Raw genomic sequence first — 14810 nt, 5'->3', positions numbered from 1 at the left:
GTTGACATTGGGCTAAGCAGCACAAAAAAGGAATGGGCGTTGATGCCCATTCCTTTTTGCGTATGCATTGTTGGTGATATCCGGTGACGTTACGGCCGGGAATTTTTTTTGCGGATCTTCGCTTTGACGGCGAAGCCGTAGCCGATGAATATTAGCGAAATGATCGCGCAAACGAGAACCATCCAAGGCTGCCGAAGGGCGATAAATAGTGAAATGGAAGCCAGCAGCAGCGTGCCGATGACAGCGAATAGAAGTGCGAGCGGTTTACTCATGAACGTGACCTACTTTCTAGAAGTTGCGTCTGTGAAGACGGCGTATTCGATGATCCTTGTTTTATTTTAAACTTTTTTACCCGTTGTGCATATAAATTGATTTCCTCCACATACTATCATTGCAAGCTTGCAAATACATCAAAGATCATAGCTGACTGAAAGGAGTCTGATCCTTATGGCACAAAATCGTAGCAGCAACACACTAGTGGTTCCTCAAGCGAACCAAGCGTTAGACCAACTGAAATACGAGGTAGCTCAAGAACTGGGCATCCAAATTCCTCAAGACGGCTACTATGGATACATGGCAACACGCGATACCGGCGCAATCGGTGGTCACATCACTCGTCGTCTGGTGCAAATCGCAGAGCAAACGCTGGCTGGACAATCCGGCTTCCGCGGTTAGTCTCACATTGAACTTTGTCCCGATCCAGGACATATAAAGCTCGGAGGTCTAAAAAGCCTCCGGGCTTTTGTCATTGTTACGCCCACTAAAAAGACGCGCCGGCAATGGCGCGTCCCTTCTTTTTAGTACAGATCAACACGCAGCTTCTTCTCGAGCCTGGAATCGTTGACCCAGCCGACATAGGAATCCAACGTTTCGTAATTGTGATCCATGAGGATGACTCCGACGAACGGATACTGCTTGCGATGGCGGTAGCGGACATCGGCCCATCTTACTTCGTAGCCCCAACGGTGCTCTTTGACCTCTGCGCAGGTGAAGGATGAGAAATAAAGCAGCGCTTTAATATCTTCATGCTTCTTGGAGGCTTCGATAGCCGGATGCTCCTCGCACTTAATTGTATCCAACCACCGGAGCTTTGAATTTTTCAATTCGCCCAGCTGATACGTGCCGTCCGCTCTTCGTTTGACGACGTTCCATACATAGAGGTTGAATGTTACAATCAGTGTGTAATGGTCCCCTGGCTGATAGGTCGGATCTTTGCGATAAAGCCCTTTCTCTACGATGTAATGGTCGAGTGTACGCCAGATGTAGTATAAGGCGATGATGCCATACAAGGTCGGGAAGACAAGCTTGGGACTGGCAATGTGGAAAGACCACATGAAGATGGCCGCGATATGGCTTGAGAAAATAAAGGGATCGAAGATGTGAATAATGTTCCACGACACCCATTTCTCAGAGAACGGCCGAATCGCTTGTGTACCATATGTGTTGAAGCAATCGCTGAATACGTGAAAACAAACCGCAATCCCGACCCACATCGCCAGGTGCAGCAGTGGGATTCCGTGGAAGAAGAGCGCGAGCGCGCCGGTGATGAGCAGCGTCCAAATGAGTAATGCCGGCAAAGAGTGAGAGCGACCTCGATGATTGCGAATGTACGTAGCGTTGCCTTTGAAGCGCAGCAGCCCGTCCACATCCGGAATCTGTGACCCGACAACGGTGCCGATGAAGACAGCAGTGGTCGTCGCCGAATCCGCGGAAACGCTGGGATCGATCTGCGACAGTCCTGCTAACCCTAAGCCAATAACAAGATGCGTACCTGTGTCCAAGTGGGTTTCTCCTCCTAAGCGTTTTCCATAGGAAAACCGATTTCGTTAACGTGCGCCCAGCAAGTTATCAAAGTGGCAATATTGGAACATAAGCATGGGCGCTGTTTCCTACTTCTTATTAGTTTACCATTTTGGAGCAAAAAATAAATCAGAGGGAGATCTAAAAATGTCCATTGTTTTTGTAGAGTATGCCATAAAAGCCGAATTCCGGGAGCCTTTCCTCATCTATATGCAGGAGTGGCAAGGGCGGGAAGGGCGTTTGGAGGTGCTGGAAGGAACGGACCAGCCGGGACTTTTTGTAGAAATTTGGAAAGGCATTCATCATGAGGAGTATATCGTTATGAAGGAAGAGAGGCTCAAGGGACCGGGGGATGAGCAAGCGCCATGGGATGCATGGATCGAAGGGGGACTTCGCAAGCTGCATATGTGGCATTTCTCGCCGGTTGCCCGGACATGAAGAAAACCGCCGGCTCCGTTGGAGCTAGCGGTTTATTCGGGATACGGCTGATTATCTTCTTTGGGCGTATGGATAGTAGTAATTCAGCTCTTCGTCGAACGTGATGTAGTCCAGATTCACCATGAGCAGCAGGAAGCGCATACCGGTTGCCGGATCACTGATGATGATATGGTCGCGTCCTGCGGCCTCCAATTTCCCTTTGAAAATTTTGGCGTTCCATTCGGAGTTGTTCTCGTATGTCATGTACAAAGTAGCCATTTTCCCAAGGTTCAAACGGAGAATGTTCTCGATGTAGGATTCTTCCATTTGAAGACCAGGGATGTTCACACCCGTCTGTAAACCTGTTCCCGGTGGGGGAACCATGGACCCGGCCGGCTGCTGGGGAACCACTTTGTTCGGAATTGCTGTCGGGACCGGGTAAGCAGGGTAAGGCGTGCCCCCGAATGATGGCATTTGCGCTTGATTGCCAATTTTGTAAGGGTTATTCAACATAACTGTAAAATCCTCCTTGAAGCTTTCCTTGTGGAAGCTTTCTTCTTAGTGAAGCATACACCTCATCATATTGTGCTTTCGCCTATTTGGTGACTGCATTTACCGGCTTTCGGCAAAATAAAAAAAGCTCCCGTAAGGAGCATTAATTCAGTACGAATTTATATCCGACTCCCCAAACGGTTTTGATATACTTCGGTTCTTTGGGGTCGGTTTCTATTTTTTTGCGAAGGTTTGCGATATGTACGTCGATGGCGCGCTCCGTTACATAGGTATCGAACCCGCGAACCCGGTTCAGCAGTTCCTCGCGGCTGTAAACGCGTCCTTGATTTTGCCATAGCAGCTTCATAATCTCGAATTCGGAGAAGGTCGTCTCAATCATTTTGTTATGTACAAACAGGCATCGCTTCTCAAGATCCAGGTGGACGACTGGATTCACCGCCGTATCCGCCTTGGCTGCGGCCACCGGGGCGAAGGCGGCGGAGCGGCGAAGCAGGGCTTGTACCCTTGCAGCCAACTCTCTCATGGAAAAAGGCTTGCATAAGTAGTCGTCGGCACCGGTCTGCAGTCCCTTGATCCGGTCGGACACTTCGCTTTTGGCGGAAACCATCAGAATCGGTATCGTAGAAGACGCTCGGAAGTAGGTACACAGCTGGATCCCGTCCACATCCGGCAGCATGATATCAAGAACGATACAATCGGGATTGAAATCACGGAACAGAGTTTCGCCCTGACGGCCGTTCTCGGCGCGCATGACTTGGTATCCTTCTTCGTACAAATAAATGGACATCATTTCACCAATGCTATAATCGTCTTCAATAATTAAAACTTTAGACATAAACGTTCCCCTCCTTTTCCTTTCAAAAGGTTCGGTGCTCGATATGCCGGACGCAACATTCGATCCTATAGGTAACATGTTAACATCATCCATTTTGTGCCGTCCAGTTTTTAAAGTGAATTAGTGCCGATTACAGAGAAAAAGGAAGCTGGATGGCAGTTGACTTCTAACGGAGGTTAGGTCAATTGATCCAGCTTCCTGTATTAGGTTGAGCATTCGCTTGTAAAATCATACGGTTAAATGCTTTTTGACTTGATCTTCGCTGAGCTGCTCGGCATGGCCTTCGGCGGCGACGGTGCCCCGGTCGATGACATAGTAATAATCGGCGATGCCGGTTGCGAATTCAAGGCTTTGCTCGACGAGAAGCACGGCGATTTCCCTGCTTCGTTTGATGCTTTCGATAATCGCTTCAATCTCCATCACAATCGAAGGCTGTATGCCTTCCATCGGCTCATCGAGCAGCAAGAGCTTGGGGCCGGAGGCCATCGCCCGAGCAATCGCAAGCTGCTGCTGCTGACCGCCGCTGAGATCGCCGCCTTTGCGGTGAAGCATTTGCCGGAGAACCGGGAACGTGTCGAAGAGCGAATCGGGCAGCTTCTTTCTCCGGTCTGCGGCGGCTTCGAGGCCGAGCAGCAGGTTCTCTTCGACCGTAAGCTGCGGGAAGATTTCGCGGCCTTGCGGGACGTAGCCGATGCCGGCTCTGGCGCGCTGATCCGGTGAGTAAGCCGTGATATCGCGCTCATTGTAATGAATACGGCCTGCCTTAGGCTTAATGAGGCCCATGATGCTCTTCATCAGCGTTGACTTGCCTACGCCGTTACGACCCATGAGACAGACGATCTGTCCGGGCTTTACGAGCAAATCGACATGCCGGATGACCATGCTCTCGCCATAGCCGGCTTCTATATGCTGCAGGTTAAGCACCTCGTTCCACTCTCCTTCCCAGATAAACCTCGGCGACTTTCTCGTCATGTTGAATATCCGCCATCGTGCCTTCGCGCAGGACGGTGCCTTCATGAAGCACCGTTACCGTTCTCGCGAACCGGCGCACGAAATCCATATCGTGCTCGACGACGATAATCGTTTGGCTCGCCGCGATTTCATGGAGCAGCTCTCCGGTCTTCTCGGTTTCGCTGTCGGTCATGCCGGCGGCCGGCTCGTCGAGCAGCAGAAGGTCCGGCTCCTGCATGAGCAGCATGCCGATTTCGAGCCACTGCTTCTCGCCGTGGGAGAGCGCGCCTGCGCGCTCCTTGGCCTTGTTCTGCAGGCCGATCATACCCAGCCGCTCATGCAGGCGATCCCGTTGCTCGCTGGTCGTTTTGGCCCACAGGGCGCTGAGAAGACCGCGCTTCTGCTTCATGGAGAGGGCCAAATTCTCAAATACGGTCAGCGTCGAGAAGACGGAGGGAGCTTGGAACTTGCGTCCGATGCCTAATTGAGCGATTTGGTGCTCCTGGTATTTGCTTAAGTCGATCGAATCTTTGAAGTGTACATGACCTTGCGAAGGCTTGACTTTCCCGCATATGACATCCAGGAGCGTCGTTTTCCCTGCGCCATTGGGTCCGATGAGAAAACGGAGTTCCCCGTATGCCAAGGAAAAGTCCAGATTGCGCAAGGCTTTAAAACCGTCGAAGCTCACTTCAAGTCCTTGTACGCTCAGGATGCTGTCGCCGGGTACAGGTTGAGGCACTGCTAATTGTCCAAGCATGGGAGGTTCCTCCTTCTTCATTTCAAACCATGATTTCGTTAGCCGGCTTCTTGCGAGGAAGAGATCGGCTGAGGAAGCACGGGCTTCTTCCAGTGGGATGTATAATGCGCAATCGTGCCGACAATGCCTTTGGGAAGCAGCAGCACGACGATGATGAACATGGCTCCGAGCATGATCGGCCACCAAGCCGGATAGGCTTCGCTGAACGTTGTTTTGGCGCTGTTCGTGACCAGCGCGCCGAGAACGGCGCCTCCGATCGTGGACCGCCCGCCGATGGCCACCCAGAGAACCATCTCGATCGATGGCACAATGCCCATCTGTGCAGGGGAGATAATGCCTTCCTGAAGCACGAAGAGCACGCCAGCCAGCCCGGCTAACCCGGCGGAGACACAGTAAATGGACACCTTGTACGTGACCGGGTTGTAGCCGATGAAGCGAACGCGGTTCTCGCCGTCGCGGATGGCGGTGAGAATATTTCCCAAGCGGCTCGTGACCAGGAAACTGCATAAGACGAGAACGACGGCGACAGCCGCCAGCGTGACATAGAAGAGGATTAGCTTCGTCGATGGCGATTGCAGGTTGAGGCCAAGGAACGAATCGAAGTTCGTCAGTCCGTTCGTTCCGCCTGTGTAACCTTGCTGGCCGACGAACAGCGTTACCGTAATGATGACCAGCGCTTGCGAGAGGATGGAGAAGAAGGCGCCTTTGATCCGGTTGCGGAATGTCAAATAGCCCAAAACGAAAGCGAGCAGCATAGGAACGAGGAGAGCAAGCAGGAAAGCTGCGGCAGCGGAGTGAAACGGCTGCCAGAACCAGGGCAGGCTCTCGACGCCGCTCCATGACATGAAGTCGGGCAGCTGGTCGCCGCTCGCGGCGAGCTTCAGGTGCATCGCCATGCAGTAGCCGCCGAGTCCGAAGTATACGCCGTGGCCAAGGCTAAGGATGCCGGTGTAGCCCCAGATCAGATCAATGCCGATGGCGATGATGGCATAGGCGAGAAACTTGCCGAGCAGCGACAGGCGGAATTCGGACAAAAACAATGGAGCTAGCGCCAGCGCCGCTAGAAAAACGGTATAAACCGTCAGTTTGATCTTGGAGTGTCCGGCTAAGAGCATGGAAGACGCCACTTCCTTTCTTCAGTCTAGAGATCTTGAGCGGATCGTCACAAGGCCCATCGGCTTCCATTGCAGGAAGGCGATGATGAGGGTGAAAACAAGCACTTTGCCAAGCGTTGCGCTAGTGGAATATTCCAGCGCCGTGTTGAACACGCCGATGCCGAGAGCGCCGGCCACCGTCCCGATCAGTTTCCCGATGCCGCCGAGAACGACGACCATGAAGGCATCCACGATGTAGTAGGTGCCTATCGTAGGGCCGATCGGTCCGAGGAGTGTCAGCGCGCAGCCGGCGATACCGGCCATGGCGGAGCCGAAGGCGAAGGACTGCGCATCGACCCGGCGCGTGGAGATGCCGAGGCAAGCAGCCATTTCGCGATTTTGCATAACGGCTCTCATTCGTCTGCCGCCTGAGGAATGATACAAGTACATGTAGATGACGAGAATGCATAGAGCAACCAGTGCGATAATGAAGAGGCGCTTATAAGGAAGAATCAGATCGGCCGTCAGGTGAAGGCCGCCTTCGAGCCATTCCGGCGCTTTAACGGCAACGTTGGGCGCGCCGAAGATAGAGCGGGCCACCTGCTGCAGCGCCAGGCTTACGCCCCACGTCGCCAGCAAGCTATCCAGCGGCCGGCCGTACATGAAGCGGATGAGGCAAAACTCGAGCAGCCAGCCGACTGCGAAGGCTACCGCGAAGGCGACGCCCAGCGAGACGATGAAATACCAGCCGAAGGCGGAAGCCGGCAGTAGCTTCTGGAACCACTGTTGGACCAGATAGGCCATGTAGGCTCCGATCATGATGAACTCGCCGTGGGCCATGTTCATCACGTTCATCAGGCCGAACGTAATGGCCAGCCCTATGGCGATGAGCAGCAGGATGGAGCTGAGGCTTAGGCCGTTGAACAATTGAAGCAGCAGCAGACTCATGGCTTGACTTCCCTCCCCAGTTATTCCCGAGTAAATGATGAAACCCAGGACTGCCTTGGGGGCAGCCTGGTTTCCGTGGCGGGATGCAGGTTATTTTTTGGTCACTTCGGCGCCCCAAGGATAGGTCTTGAGGAACGGATCGGGCGTAAGGGCCTGACCGGAGTTCCAGATTTCCTTGATCAACCCGTCGCCGCCGATCTGGCCGATGCGCGCAACTTTGGAAATGTGCTGATTCTCGCCGTTGATCGTCACCTTCCCTTCCGGAGCGTTCCACTCGATGCCCTTGGCGGCGGCTTTCACTTTCTCCACGTCGAAGGAGCCGGCTTTCTTCACAGCTTCCGCCCATAGATATACGGCGGTGTACCCGGCTTCGATCGGATCGTCGGTGACGCGGTCTTTGCCGTATTTGGCCTTATAAGCTTCCACGAATTTCTTGTTCTCCGGCGTATCCGTAGTTTGATAATAGTTCCAAGCGGTATAGTGGCCTTCCAGCACGGACGCGCCGATGCCGCGAACCTCTTCCTCCGCGATACTGACCGACATGGTCGTCAGATCCTTGGCGGTGATGCCTGCGTCCTTCAACTGCTTGAAGAAGGCTACGTTGCTGTCGCCGTTCAATGTGTTGAAGACGACGTCCGGCTTCTCTTTTTTGATTTTGCTGATGATCGTGTTGTAATCGGTATGCCCGAGAGGCGTGTATTCTTCGGCTACGAGCGTTCCGCCTTCCGCCTTCAACTGCTCTTTGATGATTTTGTTGGCCGTTCTGGGGAACACGTAATCGGAGCCCAAGAGGTAGAACTTCTTGCCTTTGTTTTGGAGAAGCCATGTAACGGCGGGGATGATTTGCTGATTCGTGGTGGCGCCTACATAGAAGATGTTAGGAGAGGATTCTACGCCTTCATATTGCACCGGGTACCATAGCAACCCTTTGTTTTGCTCGACGACCGGAAGCACGGCTTTGCGGCTTGCGGATGTCCAGCATCCGAAGATCGTCACGACGCTGTCCTTTTGCAATAATTTTTTGGTTTTCTCTGCAAAAGTGGGCCAGTCGGATGCACCGTCTTCAATGACAGGCTTAAGCTTTTTGCCTAAAAGCCCCCCCGCTGCATTAATTTCATCGATGGCCATCAGCTCGGCATCCCGCACCGAAACTTCGCTTATGGACATGGTGCCTGTCAGAGAGTGAAGAATGCCAACGGGTACGGTCTCTTCCTTCGTATCCGCTTTGGCTTCTGCCGCCTTCGCAGCGACGGGTGCCGTTGACGCGGTGGATGCCGCAGGCTCGGACTTGGCACAGCCGGCCGCGACCATCATCAAGGCCATGCTTAACGCGACTGTGAGCTTCCCTTTGTTTCTTATCTCTCTCATTGTCCCCACTCCCTTGTTTACAAGATTTGGATTACATGGCTTATGATAAAGTGGGTAAAAGCTGAATGTCAATATACATGACATTAATTGGATCAATTTTTGGTTTTGGCACAAAAAACGAATCGCCATTTGTAAAAAGAATCTAAAACGCATAAAAAAGGAGAGATTTTCAGCTCGTTTATGTCATATTATATAACATATAAGATTTACATCCAGGTCATACCCGAATATAATAAGTGTAAAGGATTCCCATTATTCGGTTTTTGAAGAGGTGATGATGTGCATTTAACAGAGCGAGAGAAAGAGAAGCTGCTGATCACGGTAGCGGCAGACCTGGCGCGGCGCAGATTGGCCAGAGGCGTCAAGCTGAATTATCCCGAGAGCATCGCGCTGATCACATCCGAAATTATGGAAGGCGCAAGAGACGGGTTGACGGTTGCCGAGCTCATGGCGTTCGGTACGACGATTTTGAAAGCGGAGCAGGTCATGGAAGGCGTGCCGCAAATGATTCACGAGGTTCAAGTGGAGGCGACATTTCCGGATGGCACCAAGCTGGTGACCGTGCACGAGCCTATCGCTTAGTGAAATGAAGCATAACCGGGAGGGGCGAGAAGATGATTCCAGGCGAGTATCGGACGAAGCAGGGTGTTATTGAACTGAACGCAGGCCGGCAGAAGGCGGACATCATAGTCACGAACACGGGAGACCGCCCTGTACAGGTGGGATCGCATTATCATTTCTTCGAAGTCAACCGGGCACTGGCGTTTCCGAGGGAGCTTGCCTTCGGCATGCGCCTCGACATTCCCGCAGGGACGGCCGTCCGGTTCGAGCCCGGGGAACAGAAGCCGGTTCGGCTCGTCGAACTGGGCGGGGCCAAGTTGTCGTACGGCCTCAATCATTTGAGCCGTGGACTAGCGGTGAAAGATCAGCTGCCGGAGGAGACGAAGGCCAGATGGCGGGCATGGGAGGGAGAGCGGGAGTGAGTCAAATCGACCGTAAGAGCTACGCGCTGATGTTCGGGCCTACGACCGGCGATGCCATCCGGCTCGCCGACACGGAGCTTTGGGCGCAGATTGAACATGATTACACGGTTTATGGCGATGAATGCAAGTTCGGCGGAGGGAAGGTCATCCGCGACGGGATGGGGCAATCCAGCGGAGCGACCCGTGATCAAGGCGTGCTGGATACGCTGATCACGAATGCCGTCATTATCGATCATTGGGGCATCGTGAAAGGGGATATCGGCATCCGTGACGGTCATATCGTCGGGATCGGCAAAGCGGGCAACCCCGATATCATGGACGGTGTGCATCCCGACCTGGTCGTTGGAGCGAGCACGGAAGTCATCGCCGGTGAAGGCAAGATTGTTACGGCCGGCGGCATCGATGCCCATATTCATTATATATGCCCGCAGCAAATTGAAACGGCCCTTTCCTCCGGCGTGACGACGATGATTGGTGGAGGTACGGGTCCGGCGACAGGCACGAATGCGACAACATGCACACCCGGCGCCTGGCATATGCGGCGGATGCTGGAAGCGGCGGAAGCGTTCCCGATGAATTTGGGCTTTACCGGCAAAGGGAACGCCTCCTTCCTAGCTCCGTTAATCGAGCAGATCGAAGCCGGCGCTATCGGGCTTAAGCTGCACGAAGACTGGGGGACGACGCCGGCGGCGATCGATACCTGTCTCGAAGCGGCTGACCAATATGACGTTCAGGTTGCGATTCATACGGACACATTGAATGAAGCCGGATTTCTGGAGGATACGCTGGCGGCGATCAAAGGGCGAACGATTCATACGTATCATACGGAAGGGGCGGGAGGCGGGCATGCGCCGGACATCATTCGCGCAGCCGCCGAACCTAATGTGCTGCCATCCTCAACCAACCCGACCCGGCCGTATACGATCAATACGATCGAAGAGCATTTGGATATGTTGATGGTATGTCACCATCTGGACAGCCGAATACCTGAGGATGTAGCGTTTGCGGATTCGCGGATTCGGCCGGAGACGATTGCCGCCGAGGATATTTTGCACGATATGGGCGTATTCTCCATGATCAGCTCGGATTCCCAAGCCATGGGACGGGTAGGCGAGGTGATCATCCGCACGTGGCAAACGGCAGATAAGATGAAGAAACAGCGCGGCCCGCTGGCGCCCGATACGGAAGAAGGCGACAATTACCGCATCAAGCGGTACATTGCCAAGTACACGATCAACCCGGCGATTACGCATGGCGTCTCGCATGTGGTCGGTTCGATCGAGCCCGGCAAATTCGCCGATCTGGTCGTTTGGAGCCCGATGTTCTTCGGGGTCAAGCCGGATCTGGTGCTGAAAGGCGGCAGTATCGCTTACGCGCAAATGGGCGATCCGAACGCCTCGATCCCGACGCCGCAGCCCGTCTTCGGCCGGCCTATGTTTGCGGCTTACGGGAAAGCCTTGACGCAGAGCTCGATAACGTTCGTATCCCGGAGCGCATACGACAACGGGATTGCGCAGAAGCTCGGCCTGCAGAAGCGGATTGAGCCGGTTCATGGCTGCCGGGCCGTAACGAAGAAAGACATGATTCATAATAACGGCACGCCGGCTATTGAAGTGAATCCGGAAACCTATGAAGTGAAGGTAGATGGAGAAGCGATTACGTGTGAGCCGGCAGCGAAGCTGCCGATGGCGCAATTATATTTTCTATTCTAGACAGTGCGGGTGATGGCAGATGAACTGGCTTGCTTACCAGCAGCTGTTGGATTCGGCTCTGCCGATCGGGGGATTCTCCCATTCCTTCGGATTGGAAACGCTCGTCCAGCAGGGGCGGTTAACGACCGTCGATGAGCTTGAAGCTTATATCGGAACGATGCTGAGGAACAGCTGGGCGTCATCCGACGCCATGGTCATTAAAGCGGCCTATGTGCACATCCCGGCAGGAGAGTGGGAGCAGCTGTGGGCCATCGACCATATGCTGCACGTGCAGCGGGCCTCCAGCGAGGCCAGAAGCGGCGTGCAGAAGATGGGACGCAGGCTGCTGCAGCTGGCGCGTTCGATGTATCCCGGATTGGACTGGACGCCACTGGAAGAAGCGGTGAAAGCCGGCCGCTGCAGCGCGAGCCATCCGGCCGTTCACGGATGGGTCGGCTATCACCTCGGCGTGCCGCTGGATCAAGCCGCCGAAGGATATTTGTACGGCTGCGTCATGACGTGCATCAACAGCGCCCTCCGGCTTATGTCGATGGGGCAGACCCAGGGGCAGATGCTGCTCGCGAAAGTGATTCCGCTGATCGGCAGCGAATGGCAAAGGGTGGCGCAGCTGGACCCATGGGAGGCTTATACGAACGTACCCTCGGCCGATATGGCCATGATGCAGCATGAGACGTTATATTCGCGATTATTCATGTCTTAATTCATCGAGGGGCTTAAAGGTTAATGCCCCAAACTATTCATAGGAGGAATGGCTATGTGTCAAGGACAAGGTCATCATCACCATCACTGGGAGAAACCGTCCGTGGATCGGAGCCGTCCGATGCGTATCGGCATCGGAGGACCCGTCGGATCCGGGAAAACGGCTTTAGTGGAACGTCTGGCTCGCAAGCTGAACAGCCGGTACAGCATCGCGGTAATCACGAACGATATTTATACGAAGGAAGACGCCCGCATTCTCATCAGCTCGGAGGCGCTGGCGGAAGACCGCATCATCGGCGTGGAAACCGGCGGCTGCCCGCATACCGCCATTCGCGAGGACGCTTCGATGAATTTCGAGGCGATTGAGGAGCTGGAGCAGCGGTTCGAGCATCTCGACCTGATCTTCATCGAGAGCGGCGGGGATAACTTGGCGGCGGCGTTTTCTCCGGAGCTGGTGGATCGCTTCATCTATATTATCGACGTTGCCCAAGGGGAGAAAATCCCGCGCAAAGGCGGCCCCGGCATTATGCGCTCGGATATGCTGATCATTAACAAAATCGATCTGGCCCCGTTCGTCGGCGCCAGCTTGGAAGTGATGGATGCCGATACGAAGAAGATGCGCGGGGATCGTCCCTATATTTTCTCTAATCTGATGGGCGGTACAGGTCTGAACGAGATCGTGTCATGGGTGGAACACGAGATTAATCATGCCTAAGCGGACCGGGGAGATTGCTGCGGCATTCGCCGTGCGCGGCGGCCTCACGCAGCCCGTTCACAGGTATCACGCCTCCCCGCTCAAAATCGCCAAGACGTTCCGTTACGAGAACGGTACGTTCGATAGCCTGCAGCCCATGGATCAGTTGGGCGTCTACATGATGGACTGCTCTCCGGGACTCATGGCAGGAGATCATTATGACATTCACGTGCGCCTTGAAGAGGGGGCACGCGTCTTCCTAACGAACCAATCGTTCACGAAGGTTCATCCCTCGCTGCCGGAGCAAGGCAGCTCGCAGCGCCAATCGCTGCAGGTTGAAGCAGGCGCGCTGCTGGAATACATCCCGGAGCCCCTGATGCTGTACAAGGATGCCCGTCTGGCTGCGGAAACCGAGATTCATCTGCAGCCGGGCGCGGTCGTCATCTATTCGGACGTTCTCTGTCCCGGTCGAACGCAGCGCGGCGAAATCTTCCAATACGAGAGCTATGCCAATCGCATGAAGGTGTGGCACGGCTCGGAGCTGATTTATTATCAGCATCAAAGAATCGAGCCCCGAGGCATGGAGCTGTCCGCTCCGGGCTGCTGGGAGCGGGATACGCACCTCGGCAATCTGTACGTCTTCTCCGATCGATTGGAGCAGCACCATCTCGACGGCTTGCTGGCCAGTCTGGCGAAGATCGAGGGGCTCGAAGAGGTGCGTGCAGGGGCAAGCTTGACCTACAAACACGGGTTGATCGTCACTGTTATGGGAAGGCATGCCTGGAAGCTCCAGCTTGTGCTGGCGCAGGCCTGGCAGGCATTGCGCCGCAGCTTGCTTTCATTAACCCCGTTAATGGTGAATAAGTAGACGCGAGAGAGGAGCCGATAGGCTCCTTTTTGCATTGGGAGAGAATGGCAGGCCAATTTTCCACGCATACTGGAAGGAGAATCGACAAAATCATGACATTTGACCCCTACTTGATTGTCAAACGGTGTACGGGTTGGTATGATGAATGTGTTCATCCTACAAAAAGCCCGGAATTTCGATATAGAGGAGGTCAATGAGTGGACAATCAAGCTAGTCTGTCAAATAGTTCGCCACAAGGCACTGTCGGGAACGAATCCGTGGATACAAGCCATAAACCGGCAGCGGCAGAGCCTGTGACGTTGAAAGATTTTTACCGCTTGGTGAAGCCAGGCATTATTTATTCCAATTTAATGACCGCATTTGCCGGTTATTGGATGGCGGCACGCTGGGACGTTACATGGACCCACTTGCTGTTCACGATGCTCGGTACAGCGCTGGTCATGGCCGGCGGAACTGTGCTGAACAATTACTTGGACCGCGAGATGGACGCCAAGATGGAACGGACGCAGAACAGAGCGCTGCCTAGCGGAAGACTCGGGCCGAACGTGGTCTTGTGGTACGGCATTATTTTGGGGACGATCGGACTTGCCGTTCTGTATTTCGGTGCCGATTCACCACTCGCTACGCTCGTCGGTTTGATCGGGCTGTTCCTGTACGTTTGGCTCTACACGGCCTGGTTCAAAAGAACGTCGGTATGGAGCACATTCGTCGGCGCATTCTCCGGCGCAACGCCGCCGGTGATCGGCTACTGCGCGGTTAGCGGTACGATCGATCTGGGAGCGATTCTCGTCTTCTTGTTCTTGTTCCTGTGGCAGCCGCCGCACTTCTGGGCGCTCGGTATTCGCCGCATGGAGGAATATCGCGCAGCGGGCTTCCCGCTGTTGCCGGTCGTCAAAGGGTCGTATGTGACCAAAATCTCCATGGTGCGTTACGTCGTCTTGCTGGTACCGGTTACAGTGATGCTCACGGCATACGGTTATGAAGGTTATCTCTTCTTGTTCGGATCTACGATTCTCGGATTGATTTGGGTGTTCATGAGCGTGAAAGGCTTCAAAGCAACCGGCGAGGCTGAAGTGCAATGGGCGAAGCGCATGTTTCTTTACTCCATTATGTATCTAACGCTGCTGTCGTTACTTATGGTGATCGATACAGTGAAGATTAGCTAGAATTG

General features: G+C 54.1%; 18 protein-coding genes. 9 read left to right on the top strand and 9 right to left on the bottom strand.

Translation table 11 applies throughout. The features are described from left to right. Nucleotides 1-89 precede the first annotated feature (89 nt). Nucleotides 90-272, bottom strand: coding sequence for a DUF5325 family protein (locus J2X61_RS16665; protein ID WP_274472401.1), 183 nt, complete (start codon nucleotides 270-272; stop codon nucleotides 90-92). 175 nt (nucleotides 273-447) lie between these two features. On the opposite strand from J2X61_RS16665, the gene J2X61_RS16660 reads away from it, so the two are divergent. Further along, on the top strand, nucleotides 448-675 hold the full coding sequence (locus J2X61_RS16660; RefSeq protein WP_379240940.1) for an alpha/beta-type small acid-soluble spore protein: 228 nt from the start codon (nucleotides 448-450) through the stop codon (nucleotides 673-675). A gap of 122 nt (nucleotides 676-797) precedes the next feature. Here J2X61_RS16660 and J2X61_RS16655 read toward each other — a convergent pair whose 3' ends face one another. Then, nucleotides 798-1781, bottom strand: coding sequence for a metal-dependent hydrolase (locus tag J2X61_RS16655; RefSeq protein WP_274472402.1), 984 nt, complete (start codon nucleotides 1779-1781; stop codon nucleotides 798-800). Between the two features lie 166 nt (nucleotides 1782-1947). On the opposite strand from J2X61_RS16655, the gene J2X61_RS16650 reads away from it, so the two are divergent. Further along, a complete protein-coding gene (locus J2X61_RS16650) occupies nucleotides 1948-2238 on the top strand; it encodes a hypothetical protein (protein WP_310189239.1) in 291 nt (96 codons plus the stop codon). 51 nt (nucleotides 2239-2289) lie between these two features. Here the strand turns inward: J2X61_RS16650 and gerQ are convergent, their stop codons facing one another. The 7 genes from gerQ to urtA all read right to left on the bottom strand — a co-directional run bounded on the left by gerQ (nucleotide 2290) and on the right by urtA (nucleotide 8683). Further along, nucleotides 2290-2730 (bottom strand): spore coat protein GerQ, encoded by a 441-nt coding sequence (gerQ, locus tag J2X61_RS16645; RefSeq protein WP_274472404.1) that lies wholly within the window; start codon nucleotides 2728-2730, stop codon nucleotides 2290-2292. Between the two features lie 142 nt (nucleotides 2731-2872). Next, nucleotides 2873-3565, bottom strand: coding sequence for a response regulator transcription factor (locus J2X61_RS16640; protein WP_274472405.1), 693 nt, complete (start codon nucleotides 3563-3565; stop codon nucleotides 2873-2875). A 228-nt stretch (nucleotides 3566-3793) separates the two neighbouring features. After that, on the bottom strand, nucleotides 3794-4537 hold the full coding sequence (urtE, locus tag J2X61_RS16635; RefSeq protein WP_310189236.1) for an urea ABC transporter ATP-binding subunit UrtE: 744 nt from the start codon (nucleotides 4535-4537) through the stop codon (nucleotides 3794-3796). Beyond that, complete coding sequence (gene urtD, locus J2X61_RS16630) at nucleotides 4482-5273, bottom strand: urea ABC transporter ATP-binding protein UrtD (protein ID WP_274472407.1); 792 nt, start codon at nucleotides 5271-5273, stop codon at nucleotides 4482-4484. Before urtD ends, urtE begins: the two co-directional genes overlap by 56 nt. A 38-nt stretch (nucleotides 5274-5311) precedes the next feature. Continuing rightward, nucleotides 5312-6388 carry an urea ABC transporter permease subunit UrtC gene (gene urtC, locus J2X61_RS16625; RefSeq protein WP_274472408.1) on the bottom strand — a complete coding sequence of 359 codons (1077 nt, stop codon included), beginning with the start codon at nucleotides 6386-6388 and terminating at the stop codon, nucleotides 5312-5314. A 21-nt stretch (nucleotides 6389-6409) separates the two neighbouring features. After that, the gene (gene urtB, locus J2X61_RS16620; RefSeq protein WP_310189233.1) at nucleotides 6410-7315 is read right to left on the bottom strand and encodes an urea ABC transporter permease subunit UrtB; all 906 of its coding nucleotides are present in this window, start codon (nucleotides 7313-7315) and stop codon (nucleotides 6410-6412) included. Between the two features lie 90 nt (nucleotides 7316-7405). Further along, nucleotides 7406-8683 (bottom strand): urea ABC transporter substrate-binding protein, encoded by a 1278-nt coding sequence (gene urtA, locus J2X61_RS16615; protein ID WP_274472410.1) that lies wholly within the window; start codon nucleotides 8681-8683, stop codon nucleotides 7406-7408. A 279-nt stretch (nucleotides 8684-8962) separates the two neighbouring features. Between urtA and J2X61_RS16610 the strand changes: the two genes are divergently transcribed. The 7 genes from J2X61_RS16610 to cyoE all read left to right on the top strand — a co-directional run bounded on the left by J2X61_RS16610 (nucleotide 8963) and on the right by cyoE (nucleotide 14805). Next, nucleotides 8963-9265, top strand: a complete 303-nt coding sequence (locus J2X61_RS16610) for an urease subunit gamma (RefSeq protein ID WP_274472411.1) — start codon at nucleotides 8963-8965, stop codon at nucleotides 9263-9265. Nucleotides 9266-9297: 32 nt separating this feature from the next. Next, a complete protein-coding gene (locus J2X61_RS16605; protein ID WP_274472412.1) occupies nucleotides 9298-9666 on the top strand; it encodes an urease subunit beta in 369 nt (122 codons plus the stop codon). Next, a complete protein-coding gene (ureC, locus tag J2X61_RS16600; RefSeq protein WP_310189230.1) occupies nucleotides 9663-11378 on the top strand; it encodes an urease subunit alpha in 1716 nt (571 codons plus the stop codon). Before J2X61_RS16605 ends, ureC begins: the two co-directional genes overlap by 4 nt. A gap of 19 nt (nucleotides 11379-11397) precedes the next feature. Beyond that, nucleotides 11398-12078: an urease accessory protein UreF gene (locus J2X61_RS16595; RefSeq protein WP_274472414.1), complete on the top strand. Its 681-nt coding sequence runs from the start codon at nucleotides 11398-11400 to the stop codon at nucleotides 12076-12078. A gap of 54 nt (nucleotides 12079-12132) precedes the next feature. Continuing rightward, a complete protein-coding gene (ureG, locus tag J2X61_RS16590; protein WP_274472415.1) occupies nucleotides 12133-12792 on the top strand; it encodes an urease accessory protein UreG in 660 nt (219 codons plus the stop codon). After that, nucleotides 12785-13639 (top strand): urease accessory protein UreD, encoded by an 855-nt coding sequence (locus J2X61_RS16585; RefSeq protein WP_310189221.1) that lies wholly within the window; start codon nucleotides 12785-12787, stop codon nucleotides 13637-13639. Before ureG ends, J2X61_RS16585 begins: the two co-directional genes overlap by 8 nt. A 197-nt stretch (nucleotides 13640-13836) precedes the next feature. Continuing rightward, on the top strand, nucleotides 13837-14805 hold the full coding sequence (gene cyoE, locus J2X61_RS16580) for a heme o synthase (RefSeq protein WP_274472417.1): 969 nt from the start codon (nucleotides 13837-13839) through the stop codon (nucleotides 14803-14805). Nucleotides 14806-14810: the final 5 nt, after the last annotated feature.

Origin of the sequence: Bacillus sp. 3255 (assembly GCF_031456485.1) — a bacterium.
GTDB lineage: Bacteria > Bacillota > Bacilli > Paenibacillales > NBRC-103111 > Paenibacillus_E.
Note: the sequence above shows the minus strand (reverse complement) of the source record. Positions and strands in the feature narration are given on the sequence as shown.

What these genes read in the sequence shown, in the direction of transcription:
- urtD (WP_274472407.1), bottom strand. Translation starts at nt 5,273, where the DNA reads ATGCTTGGACAATTAGCAGTGCCTCAACCTGTACCCGGCGACAGCATC.
- J2X61_RS16660 (WP_379240940.1), top strand. Translation starts at nt 448, where the DNA reads ATGGCACAAAATCGTAGCAGCAACACACTAGTGGTTCCTCAAGCGAAC.
- gerQ (WP_274472404.1), bottom strand. Translation starts at nt 2,730, where the DNA reads ATGTTGAATAACCCTTACAAAATTGGCAATCAAGCGCAAATGCCATCA.
- J2X61_RS16640 (WP_274472405.1), bottom strand. Translation starts at nt 3,565, where the DNA reads ATGTCTAAAGTTTTAATTATTGAAGACGATTATAGCATTGGTGAAATG.
- ureG (WP_274472415.1), top strand. Translation starts at nt 12,133, where the DNA reads ATGTGTCAAGGACAAGGTCATCATCACCATCACTGGGAGAAACCGTCC.
- urtA (WP_274472410.1), bottom strand. Translation starts at nt 8,683, where the DNA reads ATGAGAGAGATAAGAAACAAAGGGAAGCTCACAGTCGCGTTAAGCATG.
- urtC (WP_274472408.1), bottom strand. Translation starts at nt 6,388, where the DNA reads ATGCTCTTAGCCGGACACTCCAAGATCAAACTGACGGTTTATACCGTT.
- J2X61_RS16585 (WP_310189221.1), top strand. Translation starts at nt 12,785, where the DNA reads ATGCCTAAGCGGACCGGGGAGATTGCTGCGGCATTCGCCGTGCGCGGC.
- J2X61_RS16650 (WP_310189239.1), top strand. Translation starts at nt 1,948, where the DNA reads ATGTCCATTGTTTTTGTAGAGTATGCCATAAAAGCCGAATTCCGGGAG.
- J2X61_RS16595 (WP_274472414.1), top strand. Translation starts at nt 11,398, where the DNA reads ATGAACTGGCTTGCTTACCAGCAGCTGTTGGATTCGGCTCTGCCGATC.
- urtB (WP_310189233.1), bottom strand. Translation starts at nt 7,315, where the DNA reads ATGAGTCTGCTGCTGCTTCAATTGTTCAACGGCCTAAGCCTCAGCTCC.
- J2X61_RS16605 (WP_274472412.1), top strand. Translation starts at nt 9,298, where the DNA reads ATGATTCCAGGCGAGTATCGGACGAAGCAGGGTGTTATTGAACTGAAC.
- urtE (WP_310189236.1), bottom strand. Translation starts at nt 4,537, where the DNA reads ATGACGAGAAAGTCGCCGAGGTTTATCTGGGAAGGAGAGTGGAACGAG.
- J2X61_RS16665 (WP_274472401.1), bottom strand. Translation starts at nt 272, where the DNA reads ATGAGTAAACCGCTCGCACTTCTATTCGCTGTCATCGGCACGCTGCTG.